Annotated in this window: 15 protein-coding genes and 2 tRNA genes; 7 read left to right on the top strand and 10 right to left on the bottom strand. The window is 32.3% G+C overall.

Annotated features, from left to right (window positions below; genetic code table 11):
* Nucleotides 1-110: 110 nt before the first annotated feature.
* Nucleotides 111-569: an RNA methyltransferase gene (locus P2W75_RS00625; protein ID WP_207297566.1), complete on the top strand. Its 459-nt coding sequence runs from the start codon at nt 111-113 to the stop codon at nt 567-569.
* 149 nt (nt 570-718) lie between these two features.
* Here the strand turns inward: P2W75_RS00625 and P2W75_RS00620 are convergent.
* The 4 genes from P2W75_RS00620 to P2W75_RS00605 form a co-directional block, all read right to left on the bottom strand.
* Nucleotides 719-791 (bottom strand) — tRNA-Met (locus P2W75_RS00620).
* Nucleotides 792-918: 127 nt separating this feature from the next.
* Nucleotides 919-1,443, bottom strand: a complete 525-nt coding sequence (locus P2W75_RS00615) for a DUF4269 domain-containing protein (RefSeq protein WP_276379901.1) — start codon at nt 1,441-1,443, stop codon at nt 919-921.
* Between the two features lies 1 nt (nt 1,444).
* Nucleotides 1,445-2,956, bottom strand: a complete 1,512-nt coding sequence (locus tag P2W75_RS00610) for a glycosyltransferase family 39 protein (protein WP_276378533.1) — start codon at nt 2,954-2,956, stop codon at nt 1,445-1,447.
* Nucleotides 2,957-3,067: 111 nt separating this feature from the next.
* Nucleotides 3,068-3,616, bottom strand: coding sequence for a DUF4494 domain-containing protein (locus P2W75_RS00605; RefSeq protein ID WP_276378532.1), 549 nt, complete (start codon nt 3,614-3,616; stop codon nt 3,068-3,070).
* A 477-nt stretch (nt 3,617-4,093) separates the two neighbouring features.
* Here P2W75_RS00605 and P2W75_RS00600 point away from each other — a divergent pair, with 477 nt between their 5' ends.
* The 4 genes from P2W75_RS00600 to P2W75_RS00585 all read left to right on the top strand — a co-directional run bounded on the left by P2W75_RS00600 (nt 4,094) and on the right by P2W75_RS00585 (nt 13,667).
* Nucleotides 4,094-7,537 carry a hypothetical protein gene (locus P2W75_RS00600; protein WP_276378531.1) on the top strand — a complete coding sequence of 1,148 codons (3,444 nt, stop codon included), beginning with the start codon at nt 4,094-4,096 and terminating at the stop codon, nt 7,535-7,537.
* A gap of 7 nt (nt 7,538-7,544) precedes the next feature.
* Nucleotides 7,545-11,741 carry a DUF6443 domain-containing protein gene (locus tag P2W75_RS00595; protein ID WP_276378530.1) on the top strand — a complete coding sequence of 1,399 codons (4,197 nt, stop codon included), beginning with the start codon at nt 7,545-7,547 and terminating at the stop codon, nt 11,739-11,741.
* A 3-nt stretch (nt 11,742-11,744) separates the two neighbouring features.
* A complete protein-coding gene (locus tag P2W75_RS00590; RefSeq protein WP_276378529.1) occupies nt 11,745-12,329 on the top strand; it encodes a hypothetical protein in 585 nt (194 codons plus the stop codon).
* Nucleotides 12,330-13,037: 708 nt separating this feature from the next.
* Nucleotides 13,038-13,667: an ankyrin repeat domain-containing protein gene (locus P2W75_RS00585; RefSeq protein WP_276378528.1), complete on the top strand. Its 630-nt coding sequence runs from the start codon at nt 13,038-13,040 to the stop codon at nt 13,665-13,667.
* A 502-nt stretch (nt 13,668-14,169) separates the two neighbouring features.
* On the opposite strand, the gene P2W75_RS00580 is transcribed toward P2W75_RS00585, so the two are convergent.
* The 5 genes from P2W75_RS00580 to P2W75_RS00560 form a co-directional block, all read right to left on the bottom strand.
* Nucleotides 14,170-15,264, bottom strand: a complete 1,095-nt coding sequence (locus tag P2W75_RS00580; protein WP_276378527.1) for an exopolyphosphatase — start codon at nt 15,262-15,264, stop codon at nt 14,170-14,172.
* 336 nt (nt 15,265-15,600) lie between these two features.
* Entirely contained in the window at nt 15,601-17,184 is a 1,584-nt protein-coding gene (gene budA / locus P2W75_RS00575) for an acetolactate decarboxylase (RefSeq protein ID WP_276378526.1), read from the bottom strand.
* 4 nt (nt 17,185-17,188) lie between these two features.
* Complete coding sequence (locus tag P2W75_RS00570; protein ID WP_276378525.1) at nt 17,189-18,196, bottom strand: NAD(P)-dependent alcohol dehydrogenase; 1,008 nt, start codon at nt 18,194-18,196, stop codon at nt 17,189-17,191.
* Between the two features lie 68 nt (nt 18,197-18,264).
* Nucleotides 18,265-19,170, bottom strand: a complete 906-nt coding sequence (locus tag P2W75_RS00565; RefSeq protein ID WP_276378524.1) for an AraC family transcriptional regulator — start codon at nt 19,168-19,170, stop codon at nt 18,265-18,267.
* A 187-nt stretch (nt 19,171-19,357) separates the two neighbouring features.
* Nucleotides 19,358-19,430: transfer RNA gene (locus P2W75_RS00560), tRNA-Met, on the bottom strand.
* A gap of 116 nt (nt 19,431-19,546) precedes the next feature.
* Here P2W75_RS00560 and era point away from each other — a divergent pair.
* Together era and der are read left to right on the top strand one after the other, a co-directional pair.
* Entirely contained in the window at nt 19,547-20,428 is an 882-nt protein-coding gene (gene era / locus P2W75_RS00555; RefSeq protein ID WP_207297554.1) for a GTPase Era, read from the top strand.
* 321 nt (nt 20,429-20,749) lie between these two features.
* The gene (der, locus tag P2W75_RS00550; protein ID WP_276378523.1) at nt 20,750-22,063 is read left to right on the top strand and encodes a ribosome biogenesis GTPase Der; all 1,314 of its coding nucleotides are present in this window, start codon (nt 20,750-20,752) and stop codon (nt 22,061-22,063) included.
* Nucleotides 22,064-22,138: 75 nt separating this feature from the next.
* On the opposite strand, the gene P2W75_RS00545 is transcribed toward der, so the two are convergent.
* Nucleotides 22,139-24,007 carry a hypothetical protein gene (locus P2W75_RS00545; RefSeq protein ID WP_276378522.1) on the bottom strand — a complete coding sequence of 623 codons (1,869 nt, stop codon included), beginning with the start codon at nt 24,005-24,007 and terminating at the stop codon, nt 22,139-22,141.
* Nucleotides 24,008-24,067: the final 60 nt, after the last annotated feature.

The raw sequence follows: 24,067 nt of genomic DNA, 5'->3' as shown, positions 1-24,067 counted from the left end.
TATATCCTAATTTGAAATCATTTATTCTTTTAGATGAATAGTAGAATTAAGAAAAAGTGTTTTGCGCCAAGTGCTGTAAATTGATATTTAAAGTTTGTACTTTTGCCTTTATGAATGATAATTTTATAAATGAATACTTTGGTATAGGAATACAAAATGGTAAAACGCCTGAAAATTTGGGAGTTTTGTGGCGTTCGGCTCAAAACATGGGTGCTACTTTTATATTTACCATTGGTAATCGATATGCGAAACAAGCGTGTGATACTCATGATGCTGTAAAAGCGATTCCTTATTTTCATTACGAGACTTTTGAAGCTTTCTATGAAAATTTGCCTAAAGGAGCACGATTAGTAGGTGTAGAACTGACCGACAAAGCCTCTGATTTAGAAACTTTTGAGCATCCAAGAAGATGCGTTTATTTATTGGGAGCAGAAGATCACGGTTTATCTAAAAATGCGATGAGTAAATGTCATAATTTAGTGAAATTTAAATCGGAAAAAAGCCTAAATGTGGCCGTGGCAGGAACTATTATTATGTACGATAGAAATTTGCCTAAACCACGTTCTTGAGGCAAAGCTTTTTAAAATAGTTTTTTTAAACTTTTCAAACTCGATCGCTGCGATATGTAGACAGCGATAGCGCAGATTTGTAATCTGTGCTCGCAAAGAGAATCAGAAACAAAAAAAGCTTCAGATTTCTCTGAAGCTTTTTCTCTTAGTAGCGGGAACAGGACTCGAACCTGTGACCTTCGGGTTATGAGCCCGACGAGCTGCCTACTGCTCTATCCCGCGATGTTTCGGGTGCAAAGATACACACTAAATACGTTTATCCAAAGAAATTCTTGAAATATTTTCTAGAAAAGGTGTTTTGGTGTAATTTGTTGATATTTAAATAATTATTTATTAATGCTTGAAGAGTTTATATTTTATAAGTCAATAATTCTGCGTAAGGATCGTTTTTTAAACCCAATAATTTGCCAAAAGCAGGCTCGGTTTTATAGCCGTTTTGTTTGAGTTTTATAATCTCTAAACGGAAATTCTCATCTCGCGATTGTAGAATTTCATGTTCTATAATCATGTGTCGGTAACCGTTTTGGTTTTTGGTTGGAATATTTTGACCGAAAATTTCAATTTCAAAATCTTCTAATTTAAAACTTGCAATTATAGAAACTTGTTCATTTACAATTGCTTCCGAAATTTTAAAATCAGTTTTAAATAGAAATAGGTCAGTGATGATTTCGATGAAATGAGTTTTGTTCTGCCAATAACAAATAATATCGAGATCGCTGTTTTCAATATCAATATTTATTGGAATAGTTCCCGCTAAAATAGGATCAAATTCAGACAGATTTTCTAAAATCTTATTTTGGGTAAGTGTTTTATAAGCCTTGATTTGTCTGGGATTTCCATTTTTTAAATAACCAATTGTATCGAAATGAATCATTTTAATTGTCATAATTTTTCTCTTCTTCGATTTCCTGTTTGAGTCTGTTATTGATGTTTACTTTAGCTTTAGTGAAAACGAAAATTGTTGTTTGGTATTCTCTGGCGTATTGATTTGTTATGCTTCCGCCAATGCGTGCAGATTCGAAAAACGGACTGGTTTCTTTAAATTCAGTACTATTTTCTTCAAATTCTTTTACACGAATTAGATTCGTATAATGCACATTCAAATTGAACCAATTCACGTAATCAGCATTGAAAGAAACGGCTTTAATGCTTTTTTTAGTGTAATAATTAATAGCTCCAGCTTGTCCGTAATTATCGCAAAGCACTAAAGTATTTTCAGATTTTGGAAATAAAGCATAAACAGAATCTGTTTTTCGAGCTAGTTCTTTCCAGCCCAGCATATCAGCAAAATCTTGAGAAAGGTTATGTTCTTTTCCATCTTCCCAACGATGTGTTCCAAGTTTGTTTTTTACAATGTATTCTGGACTTTTATTAGGAAAGGCAAGCTGGTACATCGGAATAAAAAACAATAACGGGAGTAAAATAAATACAGGTTTTAAATAGTGTTTCCATCCTGATTGTAAAACATCTTCAAGGTAAACAGCTCCAAATGCTATGTAAATTGGATACAAACCAATGGCGTAATAGGCTTTGGCTTTGAAATAAAGAAAAACAAGCAGCGTGAAAATGATCGATGTAAAAAAGAATTTGAATTTTTCGAAAGGTTTGTAAAATACTAAAGCATAAAAAGAGGAAAGAATTACGAATAAACCTCCAATAAAATATAGAATCTGCTCTTTTAAAAAATCGATACGGTCTACGTTTACCAGTTGTGTTTCTGCTAGTTCTTTCATGTGATGTACAATAGGAAAATTATTGTTGTACTGCCACAATAGATTGGGTAAAATCAAAAGAATTCCTAAAATCAACGCAAAATATAATTTTTTCTCAGCCAATATTTTACGTTGTTTTGAAAGTAAAAGCGCTGGAAAAAGTCCGATTAAGAGGAAAAGAATATTGTATTTGTTTAGGAATCCAAATGCAAAAACAACAGCTCCGATATAAAGCCATTTAGGTTTTTCTGAAGAAATATATTGAATTACCACATAATAAAAAGCTGTCCACGATAAAACATCTACAGAGTTTGGCTGATACAGCATGTTAATTCGTAACAATGCTGAAAAAACAATACATAATGCTCCTAAAATTAAAGCATACCAATTGCCTTTTAAAAGCTCGATAGTTTTCCAAACCATTAAAAGCGTTAAAGCGCCAAAAAGGGCGGGGAAGAACTTTACCCAGAAAACAGAATTTCCTAATAAAAAAATAACGTACGAAAACCAGGAAGTCACAGGCGGAACAGACAGATATCCCCAAGCTAAATGATGCGCTTGGTCGAGATGAAGGTATTCATCACGCTGTAAATCATATTCGGGACTGATTAAAGTATATTGTAAAACAAATTTTAAAATGATAAACCCAATTAATACAATCGTTTTTTTATTCATGAAAATTTAGTTTTTGGAGTGGTGGTTTGGTTTTAGTACAGCTAATATAGGATTTATTTTGATTGTGGGTTTAAAATAAAAAAGCTCCAGATTTCTCTGAAGCTTTTGATTTTATTCCTCGTTTGCGGTTTCAAATTCCATGTGGTCAACGATTTCTTCGTCGGCTTTTGCAGGTTTTGAAGCTTTAAGAGCGTTGAATCTTTCCAGCATTTCAGTTTCTTCTTCTTCACCGCTGAAATATGGAAAAACATCCATAATTGGTGATTCTGAAATTGCCGGAATCGAATATTCGCCCATCGTATTTTTCATTACGTGAATCGTATTGTCGAAGGCTTCTCGTACGTCATTTGCCTGAACCAGCATGTACATGTTTGATTTTCTTTCTTTTCCGCTTTCTTCGTCATAAGCAATCAAAGAAACTTTAGACTTAAACCAACGGTCTGCATTTTCAAAAGGATGAATTTCAGCAAAATTGGCAACTTTTATATTCGTGATTTTAAATTCTTCACTTACATAAGCCGCCATTTCTTCATTAATTCTTTTTTCAGCTTCTGTATACGATATAGCATCTACCAAATAGGGTTCTGTAACCACTTTTTGTCCGCCAGTTTCGTCTGTTTTTCTATATTTTACTTTGCATTCGTACCAAATTGCGCTCATCTTCTTTGTTTTTTTAAGGATGCCAAAGATAATTTTTGCTATCAAAATATCGTCAGAATTTTAGAAATAGATATTCACAATTTGATTTGGTTTTATGTAAAGTGTTGAATGGTTTGTGATTAAGATTTTTAGCAGAAATTAATTTATTAAAAGCCTCTATGCTTTATGTCTCCAAATAATACTCGTATTCAACATAAGTTGAAGTAAAAATTGGATAAGGATAAACTTAAAATTAAATATATATTAAAGTTTTAACCCTTACAAAAACTAATCAAAATTACATTAATGTATTTATTGTCAAATATTTAACAAAATTAATTTTCCAAGAGGGTTAATCTTGTTAAAAAAAATAAAAATTAACATTTAAAAATGGTCTAATATTGTCTACAAAATATATTTTGTTAAAGTTTATAATAATCTATCTAATATATGACCCTTATCCATCAAAACAAATTGCAATATGTTATTAATTATTTGATGAAACAAAAAAGCAATGTTTTTACATTGTTTTTTTTATGCTCAGTTAATACATTTTTATATTCACAAACAACAGCATCTTACACGCCCAAAATCAATAGTATTCCAACTTCGCCAGAAGCAGCGCTTCTCGGTAGGTTTGGTGATATTCCTATTGGATATTATACTGGAACAGCTAATATTTCGATTCCGATATATACTATTAAAGAGGGAGACTTGGAAATTCCGATAACACTAAATTATCATAATTCGGGTATAAAAGTATCAGATCAGGCAACTTGGGTAGGTTTAGGCTGGGATTTGTCTCCGGGTGGAAGTATACTGCAAGAAGTTAGAGGAAAAAGAGATGAATTAGACAATAATCTCAATTATGGGGGTAATCCAAGTGGATATAATTTGTTTAAAGATAGAATTAATAATTCATCTCCACAAGGCGTAAATAAAAACGTTGCAATGACAGGCTATTCATTTTATGAACCTTGTCTAAATATGAGTTGCGATAGCAAAATTGTTGGTAGCGAGGCAGGTGATGATGCAGGTGAAGTTATCGCAGCATTACTGGTAGGAAGCGGACAGCCAGATATTTATCATTATAATTTTGCAAATTATTCTGGTAAGTTTTACATAAATCCTGAAACACAGCAGGTAGTACAAATTGACAAAAAAACAGATATAAAATTTGAAAAAACAACCTCTGGAATTACTATTACAACTCTAGATGGCATAAAATATGTTTTTAATACTGTTGAAACAGCCTATGAACAAGGATATTATGCCAATAGTGATAAGGCCGGAAAAACTTTTAAATTATCAGAAATACAGTTAATAAATGGCAAGAAGATTATTTTTAGTTATATAGATGCACATTTTATTGATTATAACTACTCTGAATCTACACTTTTATATGATTTCTTCGGAGGGCCTTCGCCTGTATTAGGTCTTAATACTCAGCAAAGCGATATCAAAATTCTTTCTTCAATTACAACAGAAGATACTACAATTAATTTTAATTTAGAAAATAGAGATGATATTATTCCAAATGTTAATAATAACGGTAATTTAAAAAGACTAAAATCAATTTTAATTACTTCGGCTGTAACAGGTAGAAAGATAAAAGCATTTGAATTTGGATACAGTTATTTTCCTTATACCACACTAGCAACACCGAATGCTTTAAGCAACCCACTTGTTACATCTTATGAAGGAGCATTAGGTAAAAGATTAAAACTGGATAGTTTAAAGGAAATTGGATATACTGACGAAACAACTCAAGTAGAAGACAGAACTAAGCCTGCATACAAGTTTGATTATGATTTAACAAATACAATGCCTCTTAAAATTTCGATGGCAAAAGACTTTTGGGGGTATTATAATGCTCAGGCAAACCTGCAGTTATTACCTGATTTATCTTATTTTGATTATCCTAAACAATATCTTGCACAAACTAATAATAGTCCTTTTATTTATAATTATTCTGGTGCCAACAGATATACTGATAATTCAATGGCTGGAACATATTTACTCAATAAAATTACTTATCCAACCGGTGGTTATACACAGTTTGAGTATGAACCAAATTCATTTAACAATCAATTTATACCTGATATAGCAAAGAACAATCTCGCTTATAAAAACTACTATGTTTTAGACAATAATGATGTGAATAATACATTGATAAAAACTTTCACCTTATCAAAAAGCGTTGGAATTACTTTCAGTAACGTGATAAGTGCCACAAATATTAACAGAGCTCCTTGGACTTATTTAGAAATGTCAGGTTGTTACATTGAATTTACTAAAACAAAACCAGTTAACGGAACTCCAACTACCACTTTGATCAAAAGATGGGATTTAAGTACAGTTTTGAATGTGGATTTTACAAATAATAGTGGAAAACAATGGTATGAAACAATTCAAGTGCCTTACGATTCTTCTCCTTCAGTTACTTATAGTGTAAAAGTATTCATGCCTGATAATTTAAATTATGCGGAAAATTATTACCATTCTGCATCGGTTAATTCCAGATTTACTTATAATGATGATACTGGAATAGATACTTCTATTAGTAATCAATGTGGAATGCGAATAAAATCTGTGAAAAATTTTGATCGTCCAGGTAATTTAATTTCAAACAAACAGCTTAGTTATTATGGAGGTAAATTGTTAAATCGTTTTGATCCAATAGATGTATTAAGTGAAGCATGGTATTTCTCTTGTACGCCACCAGCGCCGGGATATTCATGCCCAAATTTTGTGGAGCATGGTCCACTTAGTAAATTATCTATATCATCAGATAATTTAATTTCTGAGGGAGGTAATTTAATTGGCTACGATAAAGTTGAAGAAACTGAGATGTCGACTAATACTCAAAATAATATTGGAAAGAGAGTTTTTAATTATTACAATTTTGATAATGTTGTTTCAAAGAACTATCCTGTTTTTCCAAATTTACGTAATGGCTTAATTTGGAACGAATATGTTTACGACAATCTTAATCAGCTTTTAACACAAAAAACATATAATTACACTAATCTCAACAGTGGACTTGTTTATTATTACGGAATTGCTATTAATACTCATTTTTTTGGTCCAGATCCACATGAAAGAGCCATATTAGGTGGAAGACATAAATATTCTTATAATGTTTATCCAATATCGTCAGAATGGAACTTGTTAGACAATACTGTTACAAAACAATATTATGGGACTAATTTTTTAACAAGTACTGAAAGTTATACTTATAATTCTGAAGGAAACATCAGAACTAAATCAACTACAAATAGTAATAACGATCAATTGTCAACTACTTTTTATTATGCTAATGATAATCCAGAACAATTAGCGATAAAAAATACAATGACTGCAGCAAAAATGATAGGAATTCCATTAGTAACTGAAAATCGTAAAAATACACAACTGTTATCGAGACAAATTATTGAATATGCAAAAGATGCTACTACATCTAATTTCATCTATCCAAAGTTTGTTTATGCAGGAAAAGGAATAAATGATGCTAACACCGCCAGTACAGAGAAAAAAGTTACCTATGATAAGTACGATTCAAAAGGAAATATTCAGCAATATACTTTAGAGGGCGGCACTAGTGTCACAATACTTTGGGGTTATAATAAAACTTTACCAATAGCTAAAATTGAAAATGCTACCTATTCTCAAGTAGCTGCTGCATTAGGCATAACAACTACAGTACTGGATACTTATGATGAAAGCAAGTTGTCTCTTATAAATCCTCTTCGTTCGAATGCTAATTTGGTTAATAGTCCTATTAATACATACACTTACAGACCATTAATTGGGGTTAGTACTATAACTGATCCAAAATCGGATATTATGACATATAACTACGATGCTCTGGGCAGGTTAATTACGATAAGAGATAAAGACAATAATATAGTATCAGAAAATAAATATCAGTATAAAAACTAATTTGAAAATGATGAAAAAATACAACTACTACTTAGTATTCTTATTGCTAATGTTTTTTGGTCAAATTCAAGCCGGAATTTATCCTAATTACTCACAAAGTATTGCCGTTACAAGTCTAAATAATACAGGTCAGACTGGTACCGGAGGTGGCGCAATTTCTATTATAGATGATGTTTTGACCATTAAAATAGATGCAAGTTGGGCAACTTCTCAAAATTTAAAAATCGGGAATATTGCTTCCTTGAGTATTTCATTACCTAATATGGATTTAGGTCAGCTTTCTTCAAGTCCTGGAAATCCGTTATCCAATTATGCAGCAAAAATTGAAAATAATACTTTAGTTTTTTATTTGACAAATGCACCTACTAACTTGACTGGGTGCTATTTAAATTTTTCCAAAAACCTTTCATGTACTTTAGCTCCAACTTGGTATTTAGATAATGATTTAGATGGTTTAGGTGATCCTTCATCACCTAGCTTTACCCAATGTATTAAGCCTGATGGGAATTACGTGACCAATAATAGCGATAATTGTCCTTTAATTCCGGGTACAAATGCTAACTGTACTTCTTTAGAAGCGAGTTTACAAAATCAAAACTCTATTAAGAATATTGTATATAAATCAGAGACAACATCGAGTATTGCAAACCCAACTATTTTACAGGCAAATCAAAATATAACCTATTTCGACGGACTTGGGAGGCCAATTCAAAAAGCAGCCTATCAAGCTTCTGGTTCTGGAAAAGACATCGTTATACCTATTGAATATGATTCTTATGGAAGACAGATTAGAGAATATCTTCCATATGCTTCTACGCAGACGAATTCAAATTATATTAACCCTTTAAATCTGATTCCTAATTTAATTTCACAGTATCAAACTAATTATGGCGTAGCAAATACAAATCCATTTAACGAAAAACAGTTAGAGTCTTCTCCATTAGATCGTGTTTTACAGCAAGCTGCACCAGGAAATGACTGGGCTATGGTAAATAACCATACAATAAAAATGGATTATCAAACCAATGTTACTAATGATGCAGTAAAAAACTATGCTGTTAATGCAGTTTGGAATTCAAATAATGGTTTATATGATATTGCATTGTCATACGGAAATGCAAATGGTCTCTATGATCAATATCAGCTTTTTAAGACCATAACATATGATGAAAATACAGCGGCTTCACCTTTAGAGGCTAATGGTTCAACAGTTGAATTTAAAAATAAAGAAGGACAGGTAGTCTTAAAACGTACTTATGATGCCGGAATAAAACATGATACGTATTATGTTTATGATCAGTATGGGAATTTAACATATGTACTCCCGCCTAAAGCGGTAGATATCGTTAATACATTAAACATACCAAGTGATGTTACATCTACTGCGGTAGTTTCTTCAGGATCGACACTGTCATTAACAGCAACAAATTCTATACGATTATTACCGGGCTTTAATGCTGTTTCCGGAAGTACTTTTAGTGCACAAATTGATAATAATTTACAAAACGCTTTAAATAACTTATGTTATCAATACAAGTATGATTCTCGTAACCGACTTGTAGAGAAAAAATTACCTGGAAAACAATGGGAGTTTATTGTTTATGATAAATTAGACAGACCAATAGCAACAGGGCCTTCTTTATCTCCATTTACAGATATTACTTCTTCCGGATGGACTGTAACCAAATACGATGCTTTAAATCGTCCAATCATCACAGCATGGATTACGGGAACTGTTACCAGTTTAGGTAGAAAAGTGCTTCAGGATAATCAAAATGATTATACAACAATTAGTGAAACTAAAATTGCAGATGCAACTAATACTACTATAAATGGAGTATCATTTAGGTATACTACTACTGCCTGGCCAATTGCGGATTATCATGTGCTTACTGTTAATTATTTTGATGATTATAATTATCCCAATGCACCAACAATACCAGCAGTTATTGAAACACAAAATGTATATTATATCACTAAAACTGCCACAACAGAAAAACCTGTTGGACTAGCGACAGGAAGCTGGACAAGAATTTTAGAGAACAGTACTACGTACAGAAACGAACTTGCTTATACGTTATATGACGCTAAAGCAAGGCCGATACGTTCTTATACACAAAATTTCTTAGGAGGCTATACCTATGCAGATAATAAATTGAATCCTTTTTCTGGGCAGCTGCAGTACAGCATTACAAGGCATAAAAGGTTAAGTTCAGATACAGAATTAATGACGAAAGATGCTTTTACCTATTCTAATCAGGATCGTTTATTGACACAGACACATCAAATAAATAATGGTACAGTAGAGCTTATTTCCAGTAATACTTATGATGAGTTAGGACAGTTGATTTCTAAAAAAGTTGGAAATACTACTGTAGCTCCAACTCAAAACATCAATTATGCATATAATATTCGTGGATGGCTTACAAACATTAATGATGTTGATGCATTAACTAAAGGTACAGATCCAAAAGATCAATTTGCTTTTAGAATAAATTACAATACTATATCGAGTGGTATAACAGGTGTAAGAGCTTTATATAACGGAAATATTGCTGAAACCTATTGGACTAGTGCTTCAGAAGTCACACCAGTAATTCGTGGTTATGGTTATAAATATGACAACCTGAATCGATTAAAAGAAGGTGTTTTTAAAAGAGGAACAGCTGCAGCCAATAATGCTTATAATGAAACACTAACCTATGATAAAAACGGTAATATTATGACTCTATTACGCAATGGAGGTAATGATCTCTCAGCAACTGCTATAGATAATTTAATTTACAGTTACGGAAGTACTAATGCTGGTAATCAGCTTACAAAAGTGGTAGACAGTAGTAATAAAAATGTAGGATTTGTTGATAATACTGCTTCAACTGATGATTATACCTATGATGCCAACGGAAACATGATTTCTGATAATAATAAAAATATTACCGCCATAACCTATAATCATTTAAACCTGCCTGCTAAAATTACTTTTGGTACAACAGGGAACATTGCATATCTTTACAATGCAGTGGGACAAAAAGTTCAGAAAATTGTAACTGTGACATCGCCAGCAACTGTTACAACTACAGATTATTTGGGAGGTTATCAATATGTAAATACAGTACTAAAATTCTTCCCGACAACAGAAGGATATGTAGAAGCAGTAACGGCAAGCTCTTTTAAATACATATATCAATACGAAGATCATTTAGGGAATATCCGTTTGAGTTATGACAAAAATCTTGTTATACAGGAAGAGAATAACTATTATCCTTTTGGATTAAAACAAGAAGGATATAATGTTCTTAAAAATTCTACGAATGATGGATTAAAATTCAAGTTCAACGAAAAAGAACTACAAGATGAGCTGGGGCTTAACATGTATGACTTTGGAGCTCGTATGTATATGCCAGATTTAGGTAGATTTGCGGTTGTAGACCCTATGGCTGATTTTGTAAACTATCAATCTCCGTACGTAGTAAGCGATGATAATCCAGTATACAATGTTGATGAATATGGTTTAGGGATTTTTAATTTACTTGGTAATATATTTAGGAGAATAGGTAATGGTATAAAGCAAATAATCTTTGGGAAAGATTGTAGTTGTGTTGTTAAAGAGCCTTCATTATATCAGTCTTTATTTATTGACGCTGATTTTCCAAGCAGTGGAAGCAGAGATAAACCAGTTTACGTAAAGAAAACTGAAAAAACAGGAGAAACAGGAGAAACTCCAGGTAAAATACCTGGGTTGACATCTACTGGGTTAGTTATAGGAGATAATCCTGAACCTGAAACTTCAGAATTTAATATTCCCACTCCTCCGGTTCCGAGTTTGACTAAAAGGATATATCCACCGAGCTTGAAAAAAGATAAAATTATTAATGTGGATATTGTTTTCGAATCTTTCTCACCTAAAATAGATTATGATGCTTCAAGAAAAACATTGAATGACTTATTAAAAACTTTAGTTGATTATCCGCAAGTCTTATTATTAATTCAAGGAAATGTAAGGAATCGAAATCATCCTAATTTGAAAAAAAATACCGTAATTGACATTGATGGGGTTGATGGCACAGTTGGAGATTTACAATTATTAAGAGCAAAAGCAATTAAGAAATTTCTTGTAAAAAATGGCATAGACCCACAAAGGCTGTCAGTAGGACAAGGTATAATAGGTGAAAATTCAAAGAGTGCAACTCTTAAAAGTAGATAATATATGAAAAGGAGATTAAAATATGGAATATTAATATTTGTCATAATTATTTGTAGTTCAACGATACCTAACTATGGATACAGTGAAAAAGCTTGTTGTCAAGAAGAAAATATTATTTTATGGTCTAATGATAGGAAGTTAAAATGGGAAGACTTTAAAGGTGTGCCTGATACAAGTCATTCGGTATTGGTTACTGTGGCTGGAACTACTTCTGTTATTAATTTTGAGTATAAAACAACAGAAAGTATTATTACAAGTTATAAAATTGAATCTATTTTTGTTAAAAATAAATCTTGGACATTAACAAGCGATACTCAAGTTTTAGCACACGAGCAATTGCATTTTGATATTACTGAGTTATATGCAAGGAGAATTAGGAAAGCGTTTGACAGCTTAAAATCTAGAAAAAATTATATTGAGGATAATTATGTGAAAGTTTACAATCGTAATATTATGCAGAAAAACGAATTAGATGATTTGTATGATAATCAAGTTTATGGTAATGACATAAATCAAAATTTATGGATAAAAAAAATTAGTAACGAGATTTTAAAACTGAAAAAATACGAATACTTACCAGATGATTAATCTTTGGTACTGTTTCAAAGTTAATGATATGCGATTTCGAAATTCTAATCTTTTGAAATCTTTTGAAATTGAACAAATTTTAGAAATAAATAATTTAAAGATGAGCATGCTCATCTTTTTTTGTTTTAATATTGCCTTAAATGAGCTAAAATGAGTAAAAATGCGATATAGTGTTCCAAAGTTAGGGATGGTAATGAATTGTGCAAATATAAGAGCAAAAGGTTATAAAAAATGGGAGAACAAAAATAATAAACACAGTACTATTGTAAAATGTGCTCTCACCGTTTTATAGAATATTATACAAATCGAGCTTACAAATTAGATATTAATGAAAGATTGTTCAATTAACCAAAGAGAGGATTGTGAAAGAAGCACAGGAAGAATACTGGAGATATAAGCCCAAACTCTTCCTGAGATATCTCTTTTTCAGAGCGTATTTCGGATCATTAATTAATGGTCATAGTATAGAACATGTAATTGAAGCTTTATCTCCTACAGGAGGGACTTGGGATGCAATAAAAAATATTTTAAGATCAGCAACTACACCTAAATTCTAAATAAATTATGAAAAAAAGCGTCCTAATATATTTTGTGATTTTTCTTTTCAGTTGTCAAAATCAGCAGACAATTGTTGACAAAACTAAGTTATCGAGTATGGATTACAGATTGTTTCAACAAACTATTGTCTGGACACTAGCAAAATCTGTGATGGCAGAAGACAAAGTTAAAATAGAAGAGGAAATAAATAATAAAAAGATACCGATAAATTTTCAAGAAAAAAAATTTGGAAGTACTTTATTAATGATTGCAATTTATAATAATAAATATGAATCTGTAAAGACATTATTAAAATTAGGTGCAGATCCAAATTTGCACGATACTTATACAGGAAAAACGGCAGTAATTGTCGCTGCTAAAAATGATGATTTAAAGTATTTAAGACTTTTGTTGAATTACAAAGGAGATCCTAATTCAATAGAGAACACATTCAATAAGAAGATAAAAAATGAATCTACTATAATAGATTCAGCTATAACTGCATCAATTTCCAGTAATATTGAGGACAATAGTTTTGAAAAAGTTAAATTATTGGTTGAAAAAGGCGCAGATATAAATTATTTTAAAAGAGGATATATTCAAAGTCCATTAGCAGAATCACTAATTCAGGAAAGAATGGATATCGCTGAGTATCTTTTAAGAAAAGGAGCGGATTATAAAAAGCCAATAATAATATCAGTAACTAATAATGAAAAAGAAGTTTCAGTTCTATATTTATTAAGAGCATCAATAATTGATTTAAAATCGCCACAATATCAGAAAAAAAAAAGAAATTGTTGATTTTCTAAAAACCAAAGGATTAGATTACGATAAAGAGCCTATAACAAGTGCAACAATAAAATATGTAAAGACTTTGTATCCAGAAAATTGGCAAGATTATATAAAATATTACTAAATTTATCATCCCTGTTGACGTCAGCGTCTCACTCGTGAATACAAAAAATTCTCTAGACATAAGAGAGAACAATTAATTCATTTGCAGAAGTACAAATAAAAAATGATAATGGGGCGCGTTTTAGTAATGCATATCAGAATTATCATTTCAATGTTGTATAACTTCGACAATAGTAGACTGGATAGATATTTTTACACATCAGTTTTACATGTTCATTTATTTATTATTCTAATGGTTAAAATTAAAACAAATAATAAGAAAATTGGATTATTAATTGCTTTTAATATTTGCTATACTTTATCAAATTTGTTTTTTAAAGTAGTATTTCAACAAAAAAAGCTTCAGAGAAATCTGAAGCTTTTTTTGTTGAGGTAATTTTTAAGATTCTTAAAAATTAGTATTTACTTTTTTAGAACGATCTGCAATAAATGAGATAAGCCATGTTACTTGTCCTTCTTTTACGAAATACACTTTTTTAGACTCCAATTCTGGAATACTTTCTAAACAAGTCAGCAAAATGTTGTTCGCAGAAATAAGATATTTTTGATCGTAAGTGCTTAAAACTCTTGCCGCTTCTGAATTGGTTTTGGCTAGGGTAGTAAATTTGGTGAAATTGTTTTTCAAAATCGCATCATAATCAATTACATCTTGCAGGGTTAAAGTAATATAATGTTCTTTAACGTTTTCATTGTAAAATAGTGTTGAAAATGCCCATACAGCACCACCAGATAAATAAATTTTATTCTTTTTGGTCAAAGGAGGATTTGCATCAAAAAGCTCTTTTGTTTTCTTACGCAGAATAGTATTGTAGTCAAATGACTTTTCTTGATAAGTCAACATATCATTTGCCTGACTTTGATTTAAAACGGTTTTCTGAACAGCATCAGTTAAAGTCATTGTTCCAAAATCCAATTCTAGTGGAACAAATTCTAGTTTGTTATCTTTAAGTTCATCAATGTAACCGCCTTTAGTAGTTTGAGCTCCAATATCAAGAAGAAAAGCACTAGCATAATCAACTGGAGGCATAGCACCTTTAACTAATGTTTTTGCTTCTTCATTAGCCTCAAGGATTTCAAGTTCTTTGTTGGTTAGAGTGGCGATTTTAGTTTTTAAAGTCTCAGCATTTCGTGCAGATTGAAAAACAGGAGCTGCAACGATAAAGATATTTTCTTCAAGAATTTTATAATCAGCTCTGATTTTTTTCAATTGGTCAGATACTACAACACTGGCTCTGTTGATGTCTTCCTGAGGAAGTGCTCCCGTAGCAGCAATATGATCGGCAAAAGGGATTCTTTCAGTTGAGAAAGAAAGAATTTTGTAATCGGCCTTTCTAATATTGTTTACGTCTATAACTGAAACTTTTATAGCTCGGCGACCAATTTCAATTCCAGCATAAATGCTTTTTTGAGAGAATAATGTGATACTAAAAAATAAATTTAAAAGAATGAAAAATAGAACGTGGGGTTTGTTTTTTTTAAGCATTGTATTTAATTAAATATGATTTGTTTTTGAATGCAGGTTTTAAAAAAATGTTGTGTGGTATTTATATGAAAATCGCAATTTTGTATTGAAAAAAATGGGTTTCAATAAAAAATTGCAAATTTATAAAAACATTCAAGAAAATAAACTCAGTTATTGAGAAAAGATATTATTTAATTATTAAGCTTTGTTCTAATGCTTGGTAATTTGTGATTTTTTCTTTTTATAAAGAATTGCCAAAAGATGATAATTCAAGGAAAACGTCAAATTTTAATTCGTATTTTTTTAAAGTATAAAGTAAGAAGTGTTTAAGAATATTACGTATTATGTCCAATAACTTTACTTCCCCTGCTCAATACGTTCCAAGTCTTCATTATGTTTTTTTCTGAATTGGAAATTTTGAAAATCATTGGTTGTTGGTGTTTCAAATTCAAAACTTTTTAGCTCGGCAATTTCGATTTTTAAATTCATGCCCTTAAAATCTAAAACGTGTCCTCCTTTTTTGGTGTCTGCTGAAAGAAAATGAAAATGGAAACCGCTCATTTGTATTCCATTCAAATATTCTGGTAGATGATAGCCAACCAATGTTCCTTTGGTATTTTGGATGTTGAAAAATTGCTGCCTATCTAAAATTGTGGAAAGCGCAGGAAAAGGTTCTTCCTTTACTGGTGGAAACGCCCTAGTTCTCATATTGCTAAAATCGCCTGTAATCTTTACAGCATACATTGCATTTTTATTTGTTAATCGGTTTTCAATAGTTTCCAATAAATCCTTTTGTTCTGTAGCATTGTTTACATAGAATGTCATATTTGCCTCGAAAAAAGTAACTGTTGATAAAGGAGTTTTGTACTCGTTTTCTACTACATTTACTTCGCCTGTGGCTTTTGTCTGGTAAACTTTTCCATTAAGCATAGTTAATTCGCCATCTAGCATATCTGGAGCTGCAATACCAAAATCTCCTTTCAGTTTTAATTCTTTGATAGGTAATGAGCCTTTGTAAAGTCCTCCGATAAAAGCGTCGATAATACCATAATGGTATAATATATTGTTTTTTGATTGTTCAGTTGATGTTATCTTGTCTTTTTCCTCGATTAGCACCCTATTGTGAAACATTTGAGGCATATAGATTTTTTTAGTAGCAGAATTGTAATAAATATCAGCAACACTTTCGCCTGTAAAGTATGTTTGGCTTGTTTGTTCTAATAAATCGTAAATCCATAATTTTCCAAAGTCTTTTACCGGAAATGTTACCCAATCTGAAATTAACAAATGGTTATCATCTATCCATTCTATACCGTCAAAAAATCCATTAGCAATATTAGGTAACTCTTTAAATATTCCATTTCCTGTTTTAATGTAAACCGAACCTTCTCCATAGTTTTTACCATTGGTGCAAACCACTAATTGTTTCGTTTTTTTGTTGTAGTTTATTCCGTTTGCAGCAGGTAAATTACCAATTATTTCAACTGATTTGTCTTTAGTGTTTATCTTGTAGATATTGCCTGAAATCGTTTCTGTAACACCAATAAAATCATTTTCTAACCTACAAATATCATTTAAAACTATTGCATCTGGTATAGTGAGTTCAAATACTGTTTTTCTTGTATTGATATCAAAGCCAACAATGCGCTCCATATCTGCAACGTACAATATGTTGTTTGCTATTGTTAACCCTTTAGGGGCATTTAAAACCCCTTTTTGTGGTAAAAACTTCAGTTTGATTAGTTTTCCGTCTTCCGATATTTCACTTATAAAACCATCTCCATCTTTGCTGAAAACATCTTGTCCTTGATTGGAAACAAAATAGCGTTTGCCATCTGATGTTACGCTTTCAGGCATTGCAAAACCGTTGATAATCTGTTGTGGGTAACCGTTAAATTTGATGCATACAAAGATTATCAAGACTATATTTCTTATTTTCATTTCTTTAAAATTTGATGACTATTTTTCCGAAAGCATTCCCTGATTTCAATTTTAAAAATGCTTCTTGTGTTTGTTCTATTGAGTAAATGCTATCTATGACAGGTTTAATGTTGTTTTTTTCAATAGCATTGACCAACTCTTCTAATTCCTGTGCATTCCCTACAGAATAGCCCTGCAAACGGATATAGTTTATAATTAAGGGGAAGACGTCAAAAGTAATTTTGCTGCCAGACATAAATCCTACTAAGCCTACAAAACCATGCTCTTTAACAGAAAGAATACTTTGCTCAATTGTTTTGTTTCCAGCTACATCAAGAGTAATGTCCACACCAGTATTGTTGTTTAAACGTTTTACTTCATTGCTCCATTCGAGAAAGTCGTTATAATTAATAACTTCATCAGCTCCTAATGCTTTTAGTTTATGCTCTTTTTCCTTGCTTCCTGTGGTAGCAATAACTTTCAATCCCGACATTTTTGCAATTTGTAAGGCAAACAAAGAAACACCGCCACTTCCTTGTATTAGGATCGTTTGTCCGGCTTTTATACTGGCTTGAGTTACTAGCATTGCCCAAGCGGTCAATCCTGCAATAGATAGGGAAGTGGCTTCTTCATCCGTAAGATTTTGAGGAGTGCGAACTAATGTGTTTTCGGGTTGTACAGTAAATTCTGCTAAAGTTCCAGAAGTCTGCATACCAGTTCTTAATGCATTATGATAGGAAGTGATTTTCCCTGCTTCCCAACGTATAATAAATGGAATAAGGACACGGTCGCCTTTCTTCCAGCGTGTAACATTCTTTCCTACGGTTTCTACAACACCCACACCTTCCGAAACAGGAATAAATGGTAGAGGAATGTTAAAGCCGAAACTGTTTTCAACTGTAAGTAAGTCCAAGTATTGCAATGAAACTGCTGTAGTTCTTACTAATACTTCATTTTCGTTTATTTCTGGCGTTGGAACTTCTACTGTTTTTAAATGTTCGATGCCATAACTGTTTAATTGTATTGCTTTCATAATGTAAATTTTATGAAGCAAAATTATAGTCTGATGTTTGCTTTAAATTATGCTAATCAAACAAGTTGTTATGAAATAGAAACGCTTGTTTTTCTAAATTGATTAGGAGTTTCGTTGGTTTGTTTTTTGAAGAAAATAATAAAATTGGATGAGTGTTCAAAGCCTAAACTATATGCTATTTCTGCTATATCCCAACTGCTGAATTTTAATAATGCTTTTGCTTCTTTAAGCAGTGTTTCTGCAATCCATTCAGAAGTGGTTTTGCCTGTACTTTCTTTTAATGCTCTGTTTAGAGTATTGGTATGTAAATTGAGTTGTGCAGCAAATTCATTAGCTGTTTTAAGTTTCAATGTTTGGCTTGGGGAATCAATAGGAAATTGTCTTTCTAATAATTCCAAAAACATCATGCTAATACGTTCTGCAGCATTGGTAGGTTGGTAAAAAGTTTCTGGTGATTGCATTTTCATAGCCTCGTGCATGATAATTTGCACATAACTTCTCAATAAATCATATTTATTGGTATATACGGAACAGATTTCCTGAGTCATATTTTCAAAAATGCCTTCCAAAAGTTTTAAATTTTCTTCATTGAGAAAGAATATATGATTGCCGCCTACTTTGAATAATGCTGACTGCGAAAGGTTTTCGTTTTTTAATGAGGAGTTTACAAAATCTTCAGTGAAAAGACAGAAAAAACCTGTTTGATTTTCAGAAGTTGGCTGCCATGAATAGGGAATAAGCGGATTAAGAAACGTAATCGCGGGTTTGTCAATATTTATTGATTTATCTGCATAACTCATAATTCCTGTACCTTTTGTAACAAGTGAAATTTTATAAAAATCTCTACGGTTAGGTGGTAAAGACGTATTATCGCAAGCAAATTCCTCTCTACGGTATACATTGAATTGTCCTGTTTTGGGATATTCTTGCCCGTGATTGGTGTAAAATTCTCTAATTGTTTCTTTTTGTTTCATCTTTTAAGTTATGAAAATCAAACAAAGAAGTTGGTGTAGTTTGAATCTCAATTAGATTAGAAGTAAATAATAAGGCTTTTGGCTTTTATGGAATTTTCGAGAATAAAGAATGTAAACAACAAATTCTTTCATAGATATAAAATTAATAAAAAAAAACACCACTTGTTAGAAGTGGTGTTTTTGGTAGTAGCGGGAACAGGACTCGAACCTGTGACCTTCGGGTTATGAGCCCGACGAGCTGCCTACTGCTCTATCCCGCGATGTTTCGGGTGCAAAGATACGCCCATTTTTGAGAATTCCAACGAAAATTTTAAAAAATCTTTTATTTTCTGTATTGAGTTGATATTCCTACCTTTGCAAATTAAATATTATGCAAATGTCACATAAAGCAGGTTTCGTAAATATCATCGGAAATCCAAATGTTGGAAAATCAACTCTAATGAATGCCTTCGTTGGAGAAAGATTATCAATCATTACCTCAAAAGCCCAAACAACACGTCATAGAATTCTCGGAATTGTGAACGGAGAAGATTTTCAATTGGTATTATCAGACACTCCCGGAATTATAAAACCAGCTTACGAAATGCAGGAGTCGATGATGAACTTCGTCAAATCGGCTTTTGAAGATGCTGACATTTTAATATATATGGTTGAAATAGGGGAGCAGAACTTAAAAGATGAAGATTTCTTCAAGAAAATCTATCATGCTAAAATCCCTGTTTTACTACTTTTAAACAAAATTGATAATTCAAATCAAGAACAATTAGAAGAACAAGTTGCTTTTTGGAAAGAAAAAGTGCCAAATGCTGAAATTTTCCCAATCTCAGCGCTTCAGAATTTTAATGTACCGGAAGTTTTTGGCAGAATTATCGAATTATTACCAGAATCACCTCCTTATTACCCAAAAGATCAGTTAACCGATAAACCGGAACGTTTCTTTGTGAATGAAACCATTCGTGAAAAAATCTTATTGAATTACAGTAAAGAAATTCCATATGCAGTTGAAATTGTAACAGAAGAGTTTCATGAAACAGATGCTATTATCAGAATTCGTTCTGTAATTATGGTGGAACGCGATACACAAAAAGGAATCATCATTGGACATAAAGGTGCCGCTTTGAAAAAAGTAGGAACAGATGCCCGAACTGACTTAGAGAAATTCTTCGGAAAACAAATTCATCTTGAACTTTATGTAAAAGTGAATAAAAACTGGAGAAGCAATGCGAATATGCTGAAGAGATTCGGATATAATCAATAGTGTTTATTTAATCGGTTAATCGTTGATTTGTTTAATCGTAAAAATGAAAGTTCTTTTGGAAAATGTCCTAGCCCAGATAGGAGCGATATCCTTTTTTTGGCTTCTTTAGCCAGGAAAAGATATAGCGGATAGCTGGATTAGCTCTTAAAAATTATACAAAAAAACAATAAAAACTTAGGTACTTAGAAACTTAACATCTTAGCAACTTTTTTATGTACCTTTGCAAAAAATTTAAACAAAGTATTTTGGATTACAATTGATTAGGTTTTTAAAGGAATTAAAAATCTAGGATCTGAAATCTAAAATCTAAAATTTACAAAAATGAGTAATAACATTGTTGCGATAGTAGGAAGACCTAATGTGGGGAAATCGACCCTGTTTAATAGGCTGATACAAAGAAGAGAAGCTATTGTAGATTCAGTATCTGGGGTTACCCGTGATAGAAACTATGGTAAAAGCGAGTGGAACGGAAAAGAGTTTTCTGTCATTGATACAGGTGGATATGTTCGAGGGTCTGATGACGTTTTCGAAGGTGAAATCCGCAAACAAGTTGAGCTTGCTATCGACGAAGCCGATGTTATTATTTTTGTGGTGGATGTTGAAGAAGGAATTACACCAATGGATGAAACGGTTGCAAAATTGCTGCGTAAAGTAACAAAACCAGTTTTATTGGCTGTAAATAAGGTTGATAATGCTATGCGCGAAAAAGACGCTGTTGAATTTTACAATCTTGGTTTAGGCGAATATTATACTTTCGCCAGTATTTCTGGAAGTGGAACAGGAGATTTATTAGATGCTTTAATTGAAGCTTTCCCAGAAAAACCAGAACCAGTTACAGCAGAAGTTGAATTGCCTCGTTTTGCAGTTGTAGGTCGTCCAAACGCTGGAAAATCTAGTTTCATCAACGCTTTGATTGGTAAAGATCGTTATATTGTTACCGATATTGCTGGAACAACTCGCGACGCTATTGATACAAAATTTGATCGTTTTGGTTTTGAATTTAATTTGGTTGATACTGCCGGAATTCGCCGTAAAGCAAAAGTTAAAGAAGATTTAGAATTTTATTCTGTAATGCGTTCTGTAAGAGCAATTGAGCATGCAGATATTTGTATATTGGTTATCGACGCAACACGTGGATTTGAAGGTCAGGATCAGAGTATTTTCTGGTTGGCTGAAAAAAACCGTAAAGGTGTTGTAATCTTAGTAAACAAATGGGATTTGCTAGAAAAAGATACCATGTCTACTCGTGATTACGAAGAGAAAATCAAGAAAGAATTAATGCCTTTTACAGATGTGCCCATTTTATTCGTTTCTGCTTTAACCAAGCAGCGTTTATTGAAAGCGCTTGAAGCTACAGTTCAGGTTTTCGAAAATAGAAAACAAAGAATTCCAACTTCTAAATTCAACGAATATATGTTGAAAGTAATTGAAGCTTATCCGCCGCCGGCTATGAAAGGAAAATATGTGAAAATCAAGTATTGTATGCAGTTACCAACTGCGACGCCGCAATTTGTGTTTTTTGCAAACTTACCACAATACGTAAAAGAACCATACAAACGTTATTTAGAAAATAAAATTCGTGATAATTGGGATTTTGCAGGAGTGCCAATCGATATTTACATTAGAGAAAAATAAGATTTTAAAAATCTTTATGATAAATAAAAGCAGTATTTCAGTCGAAATACTGCTTTTTTGGTTTAAAACTTTAATCTACGCTTCGTAGAAGAAAATTTGTTCCAATGGTGTGCCGCCATCAGAATCTCCATAATCACCATTGTGTTTTCTGGTAGACGAATACAATTTTAAAGTATACGTACAACGAGTCATATCGGCCGGCGGATTGTTGAGCTGTGAACTGTTATTAGTTCTTTCGTCAACTGCCGGAAGAGTATTTATTACCCCATCTGAAATATCTCTTTCTACCGAATGACTGTTATTATTTAAATGCAGGCTGCAACCTGATAAATACGGATGATAAACGGTATATCTCGCATGTATAGTGCCGCTTATTGGACTGCAAAGACTGGTTTCGTCCAATTCTTTAACAGATAATTGTCTGTATATTGGATTGTTATTCATGATAACAGAATTAAGTGTTTTTCCGTTTCCGCCAATAACGCCAAAAATGTTGGCTGCTTTGTTGATTACTTCTCTAATCTCAAATCGGATGGCAAATTTTTCTAATCCAATTTTATTGGCTGCTGGAATATTCTGCCCTGCTTTAATACCGCCAGGAACATTTGGTGCTGTTGTCAGTGCTGTTGTATTTAATGAAATCAGCGTATCTTCTTCAATAATATTATAAAGAGCTAAATCGGCAGGTGTCAATCCTACTGCAATTAAAGTTCTTTCAATAGCATGATTTACGTCAAACCAGCCTTCGGCATCAAAATCACTCTGATCGCTGTATACAAAAATGTCATTAAGAATAAACGAATATACTTTTCGGGTTAATTTTGAAACTATGCTTGGATAAAATAATCCTGGCGTAACGCCCACAATTTTGGTAAAATTAGATTCGGCTAAACTAGCTGTATTATTTGGCGCTGTAGTATCACTGATTCTAAAACGATATTCAATTGGATTCCCCGAAGCTGATTTTAACGCCGCCTGTCCCGTTAATCTAATAATCGAATAGATAACATGTTTGCCAGATCCAGCATAACCATCGGCATCAAAATCGTAACTGCTCGATCCATAAGATGAACTGAAAGCATTTCCAATTCCTGTCCATGCACTTGGGAAATTAGGATCGTCAGGATTTACGACATTTACATCAGAACATAAATTCACACATAAACAATACCCTACATTTTTGCGTGCATTGGCTTTGGTTTCGTCAATTAATTGTGTTCCCGCTAATTCTGCTTTAAAATAGACATCAGGTCCGCTTTGAAAAGAAAGAAAATTAGGATCAGTTTCTACATTAATCCATGGAGAAAGAAAAGTTTTTTTGAAGTCGGCAGAAGTATAATCAATTCTAAAATGTCCGTTAGAATCAGTTGTAGCAATTCCCAGATTGTCATCGGTTAAAAAATCCGCATCCATTGCTGTCACTTTTGCATTGGCAATTGGAGTATTGGTTCTGCAGTTCATTAAATGACCACAGATCGTCCAAGCGTCAAAAAAATGTCCGCGAATGTAACACCACCATTTATATGCAATGGCATATTCCCAACGATAATTTTGGTCTTTTGCCTGCTTTGCTAATTCTTCACGTATTGATATCGTAGCTATATGAAGCTGTACAATTTCATCTTTTTTTGGTTTTGGATGTTTAGGGGGAACAGAACCGCATACAAAATCAACATCAAAACTAGCATCAAGATATCTTTCATCAATTTCGATCGCAAAATTACCTTTTGCATCCGTTTTTGCTTTGTAAACGAGTAATTCTGCTCTTTGCTTTATTTCATCTTTTGAAACAAAACGAAAATCGTCTTTTTCATTGGTAGCTGCTTGAGCGGCAGTGTTCGTTCTTTTGTATGGATGATAAATTAAAATTTCAACTTCAGATATTTCTTCACGACAATCCTCACACACATATCCTTTTAAGGAACCTTTAAAAATATTTCTCATGATAATTTGGTTTTAAAAATGCCTACTCTAATCAGTTTTCGACTTTTCTGTCATACTCTT

Source organism: Flavobacterium sp. H4147 (genome assembly GCF_029360735.1).
Taxonomy (GTDB): domain Bacteria; phylum Bacteroidota; class Bacteroidia; order Flavobacteriales; family Flavobacteriaceae; genus Flavobacterium; species Flavobacterium endoglycinae.
This window is presented reverse-complemented; position numbering and strand designations above follow the sequence as displayed.

What these genes read in the sequence shown, in the direction of transcription:
- P2W75_RS00625 (WP_207297566.1), top strand. Translation starts at nt 111, where the DNA reads ATGAATGATAATTTTATAAATGAATACTTTGGTATAGGAATACAAAAT.
- P2W75_RS00615 (WP_276379901.1), bottom strand. Translation starts at nt 1,443, where the DNA reads ATGATTCATTTCGATACAATTGGTTATTTAAAAAATGGAAATCCCAGA.
- P2W75_RS00610 (WP_276378533.1), bottom strand. Translation starts at nt 2,956, where the DNA reads ATGAATAAAAAAACGATTGTATTAATTGGGTTTATCATTTTAAAATTT.
- P2W75_RS00605 (WP_276378532.1), bottom strand. Translation starts at nt 3,616, where the DNA reads ATGAGCGCAATTTGGTACGAATGCAAAGTAAAATATAGAAAAACAGAC.
- P2W75_RS00600 (WP_276378531.1), top strand. Translation starts at nt 4,094, where the DNA reads ATGAAACAAAAAAGCAATGTTTTTACATTGTTTTTTTTATGCTCAGTT.
- P2W75_RS00595 (WP_276378530.1), top strand. Translation starts at nt 7,545, where the DNA reads ATGATGAAAAAATACAACTACTACTTAGTATTCTTATTGCTAATGTTT.
- P2W75_RS00590 (WP_276378529.1), top strand. Translation starts at nt 11,745, where the DNA reads ATGAAAAGGAGATTAAAATATGGAATATTAATATTTGTCATAATTATT.
- P2W75_RS00585 (WP_276378528.1), top strand. Translation starts at nt 13,038, where the DNA reads ATGGCAGAAGACAAAGTTAAAATAGAAGAGGAAATAAATAATAAAAAG.
- P2W75_RS00580 (WP_276378527.1), bottom strand. Translation starts at nt 15,264, where the DNA reads ATGCTTAAAAAAAACAAACCCCACGTTCTATTTTTCATTCTTTTAAAT.
- budA (WP_276378526.1), bottom strand. Translation starts at nt 17,184, where the DNA reads ATGAAAATAAGAAATATAGTCTTGATAATCTTTGTATGCATCAAATTT.
- P2W75_RS00570 (WP_276378525.1), bottom strand. Translation starts at nt 18,196, where the DNA reads ATGAAAGCAATACAATTAAACAGTTATGGCATCGAACATTTAAAAACA.
- P2W75_RS00565 (WP_276378524.1), bottom strand. Translation starts at nt 19,170, where the DNA reads ATGAAACAAAAAGAAACAATTAGAGAATTTTACACCAATCACGGGCAA.
- era (WP_207297554.1), top strand. Translation starts at nt 19,547, where the DNA reads ATGTCACATAAAGCAGGTTTCGTAAATATCATCGGAAATCCAAATGTT.
- der (WP_276378523.1), top strand. Translation starts at nt 20,750, where the DNA reads ATGAGTAATAACATTGTTGCGATAGTAGGAAGACCTAATGTGGGGAAA.
- P2W75_RS00545 (WP_276378522.1), bottom strand. Translation starts at nt 24,007, where the DNA reads ATGAGAAATATTTTTAAAGGTTCCTTAAAAGGATATGTGTGTGAGGAT.